A 3,965-nucleotide genomic window follows, 5' to 3' on the forward strand; every position below is an offset into this window, starting at 1 on the left:
GCAAGCCGAAGGTTCTTGTGTTCAACGGCTGCTATCACGGCACCGTGGATGATGCGATGGTGCAGCTTTCGAACGGCAAGACCGTGACGCGCCCCGGCCTGACGGGGCAGGTCATGGACCTGACGGAAGTCTCGACCTGCGCCGAGTTCAACGACCTCGCCAGCGTCGAGGCGGCGCTGAAAACCGGCGAGGTAGCCGCGATTCTGACCGAGCCGGTGATGACCAATTCCTGCATGGTCCTGCCCGAGCCCGGATTCCACGAGGGGCTGAGAAAGCTGGCTACGAGATACAAGGCGCTCCTCATCATCGACGAGACGCACACGATCTCCTCCGGTCTCGGCGGCTATACGGCCGTCCACGGCCTCGACCCCGATATCTTCGTCGTCGGCAAATGCGTGGCGGGCGGGATGCCCACCGCCGTCTGGGGTCTGAGGCCGAAGCTGGCAAAGGACTACCTGGACTTCAACGCCGGCCGGCTTTCGGGCCATTCCGGCATGGGCACGACGCTTTCGGCCAATCCGATGCAGTTCGCCTGCCTTGAGGCGACGCTCGCCGAGGTGATGACGGCAGAGGCCTACGCCCATATGGAAAAGGGCGCCGAAAGGCTCTCGACCGGCCTGAAACGGGTGATCGAGGCCCACGGCGCGCCCTGGCACGTCGTCCGCGTCGGCGCACGGGTGGAGTTCATCTGCGCCCCCGGCCCCCTCAGGAACGGCGCCGAGGCCGCCATGGCCCATGTGCCGGAGGTGGAGGCCGTGCTGCATACTGCGCTTCTGAACCGCGGCTGCCTGATCGCGCCGTTCCACAACATGATGCTCGTCAGCCCGGCGACGAAGAAGCGGCAGATCGACCGCCTCGTCACCGCCTTCGACGAAATCCTGACCGAACTTTTCGCTTGAGAGCCGCCATGCTGGAAAACCCCTGCCCCTCGGGCGCCACCCTCCCCGAGGCCGAAGCGTTCCTCGCCGATCACCCCGAGATCGAGGCCATCGACATCGTGCTGCACGATTCGAACGGCATCGGCCGCGGAAAGATCATCCGGCGTCACGAGCTTCTGTCGCTCTACAAGTCCGGCCGGCACATGCCGATCTCGATCCTCGGTCTCGATATCTGCGGCGAGGACGTGCACGAAACCGGCTTGATCTGGGATCAGGGCGACGGCGACCTCAAGGCATGGCCGGTGCCCGGAACGCTGAAGGCGCTTCACAACACCAAGCCCGCCCGCGCCGAGGTGTTCCTGTCGCTCTATGAACTCGATGGCCGGCCCATGACCTCGGATCCCCGCCATGCGCTCGCCCGGAAGGTGGAGGAATACGCACGGCGCGGGCTGAAGCCCGCCGGCGCCTTCGAACTGGAATTCTTCCTGCTGGCCAACGACCGTGGCGCGGACGGCAAGGTGCGCCCGGCCCGCGACGTGCTCGACGGAAGGCCGAGCCACAAGACCGAGGTCTATTCCGTCGATCACCTCCACGGGATGCTGCCCCTTTTCTCCGACATATACGCGGGTGCGGAAAAGGCCGGGGTCAAGGCCGAGACGCTCATCTCGGAATACGCCCCCGGACAGTACGAACTGACGCTCCACTACCGCGAGGACGTGATGCAGGCCGCCGACGACATCGTGCGGCTGAAGCGGATTGTGCGGGCGCAGGCGCGTTCCCACGGCGTGATCGCCTGCTTCATGGCCAAGCCCGTGGAGGATTACGCGGGCTCGGGCATGCATTTCCACGTGTCGTTGCAGGATCAGGCGGGCCGCAACGTCTTCGCCGAGCGGCCCGGCGCGGGATGGACCGAGACGCTTCTGCATGCGCTCGGTGGCCTCAGGGCGACGATGGGCGAGTCGATGCTTGTCTTCGCCCCGCATCTGAACTCCTGGCGGCGGTTCGCGAACCAGAGTTATGCGCCCGTCTCGACGTCGTGGGGCGTGAACAACCGTTCCGTGGCGCTTCGGGTGCCCGAAGGCGACGTGAAGGCGCGGCGCATAGAACACCGGCCCTCGGGCGTGGACGCGAATCCCTATCTGGTCGCCGCAACGGTGCTCGCGGGTATCCTGCACGGCATCGACAACCGCATCGACCCAGGCCCCGAGACGACCGGCAACGCCTATGCCGAGGACGAGAACGGACCGGCGATCCCCCGTGACTGGCGCGCGGCGATCGAGGCGGCGACGAAGTCGGATTTCCTGAAGGCCGCGCTCGGCGCGGACATGCACCGCACCTTCACCGCCGTGAAGGCCGCCGAATACGCCCGCGTCGCCCGGACCGTGACAGAGGTCGACTACGACCTCTACCTCCATACGGTTTGAGGGTCAGAGGTTCGGCCGCGAGGCCCGGTTGGTGAACCAGCCGCCCAGGGCCGTCTCATAGGCGAGTCCGGCGCGGAAGACGTCGGCGTCCGAATAGGTGCGCCCGACGATCTGGATGCCCGTCGGCACCCCGTTTCCGGCGCGGCCGGTGGGCACCGACAGGACCGGACAGCGGCTCAGCATGTTGAAAGGTAGCGTCATTACCCAGCCGAGGAACGGATTTACCACCTTGCCGTTGATCCGGACCGTGTCCCTCGACTGGTCGAAATCGGCCGGCACGGCCGGCAGCGCGGTCGTCGGACAGACCAGCACGTCGTAGCGTTCGAGGATCGGGCCGAGCGTCCGGTACATCCCCGCCGCAACTTCGAGGCTGTGGAGGAAATCGACCGGTTTCGACTTCCGCCCTTCCTCGGCGAACTGGCGGGCATAGGTCGTCATGTCGTCGGCGTGGTCTTTCAGAAGCTGCGAGACATAGGCGCCGAAGAGGTGGCGCAGATAGGTCATCCCGGCATCGAGAAGGTCGGGCGACCAGCCGAGGTCCACCTCCTCCACCGTCGCCCCGAGCCCGCGAAAGACATCGAGCGCCGCCTCGGTATTCTTCCGGACGTCCGGGTCGACCTCGAAGACGCCGAGGTCCATCGAGAAGGCGATCTTCCAGCCCTTGATTGGCTTCATCTCCATCGGCAAGCGCAGCTTCGGGCGAAGCGAGGCGATGTCCTCCGGGCTTGGCCCCGCCATGACGTTCTGGAACAGGATCGTGTCCTTCACCGTCCGCGCCATCGGGCCTTCGTGGCAATAGAAGTCGAGGTTGAAGGGCGGATCCTCAGGGTTGCGGCCGTAGGGCGGCTTGAAGCCGACGACTCCGGAGCAGGAGGCCGGAATCCGTATCGAGCCGCCGATGTCCGAGCCCGTGGCAAGAGTTGCTGCGCCAGATGCAAGCGCCGCACCCGATCCTCCCGATGATCCGCCGGGCGTGAAGTCGGGGTTCCACGGATTGCGCGTGATGCCCCAGAGGCGCGACCAGGTGTAACCCGCGCAGGAAAACTCCGGCGTCGCGGTCCGGGCATGGACGATGCCGCCCGCGCGGAGGATCCGCGCGTTCACGACCGAAGTATGGCCGGCGATGTCGTCCTTCATGATCAGCGAGCCGCCAGAGGTCGGCATTCCCTTGATCGCGCTCTCGTCCTTCACCGCGATCGGCAATCCTTCCAGCGCACGGGTCCGCGCGCCCCTGGCATATCGCGCCTCGGCCTTGCGGGCCGCGTCCATCGCACGGTCGAAATGGGTGAAGGTCAGGCTGTTCAACTTGCCCTGCACCGCCTCGGCCCGGGCAATCACCGCCTCCATCAGTTCTACCGGCGACAGGGTCCTGGCCCGGAACCGGCTCAGCGCCTCATGCGCCGGCATGTAGCAAAAATCGAGATCGCTCATGGATTGCCCCTACAACCGTGCCTCACCGCTCCCGCTCGGAGGCTGGAACAGCGGCAACGCGAAATCAAAGGAAATCGCTCCGGGATTGCCAAGCCCGGCGACGCGGTGCATTTGGCGGGTGACGCGACCCGGAATCCTGAGGACCGACCATGATCGAGGACAGACCCGGCCTGATGGAGGCCATCCGCGACCGCTTCGCCCATGTCGAGACCTGTCCCTTCGAAGGCCCGCG

At 66.0% G+C, this 3,965-nt stretch carries 3 protein-coding genes; 2 read left to right on the top strand and 1 reads right to left on the bottom strand.

Translation table 11 applies throughout. From position 1 onward, the window contains the following. On the top strand, positions 1-899 hold an 899-nt coding region (locus ACMUOO_RS16570; RefSeq protein WP_413855751.1), incomplete at its 5' end, for a transaminase. 8 nt (positions 900-907) lie between these two features. Then, the gene (locus ACMUOO_RS16575) at positions 908-2,302 is read left to right on the top strand and encodes a glutamine synthetase family protein (protein ID WP_301920100.1); all 1,395 of its coding nucleotides are present in this window, start codon (positions 908-910) and stop codon (positions 2,300-2,302) included. Between the two features lie 3 nt (positions 2,303-2,305). On the opposite strand, the gene ACMUOO_RS16580 is transcribed toward ACMUOO_RS16575, so the two are convergent. Beyond that, positions 2,306-3,733, bottom strand: a complete 1,428-nt coding sequence (locus ACMUOO_RS16580) for an amidase (protein WP_301920101.1) — start codon at positions 3,731-3,733, stop codon at positions 2,306-2,308. Positions 3,734-3,965 lie beyond the last annotated feature (232 nt).

The sequence above is a fragment of the Albidovulum sp. genome (assembly GCF_041919395.1).
Classification (GTDB): Bacteria; Pseudomonadota; Alphaproteobacteria; order Rhodobacterales; family Rhodobacteraceae; genus Albidovulum.

Excerpts from the sequence above, each read along its gene's own strand:
- ACMUOO_RS16575 (WP_301920100.1), top strand. The coding sequence starts at position 908 with ATGCTGGAAAACCCCTGCCCCTCGGGCGCCACCCTCCCCGAGGCCGAA.
- ACMUOO_RS16580 (WP_301920101.1), bottom strand. The coding sequence starts at position 3,733 with ATGAGCGATCTCGATTTTTGCTACATGCCGGCGCATGAGGCGCTGAGC.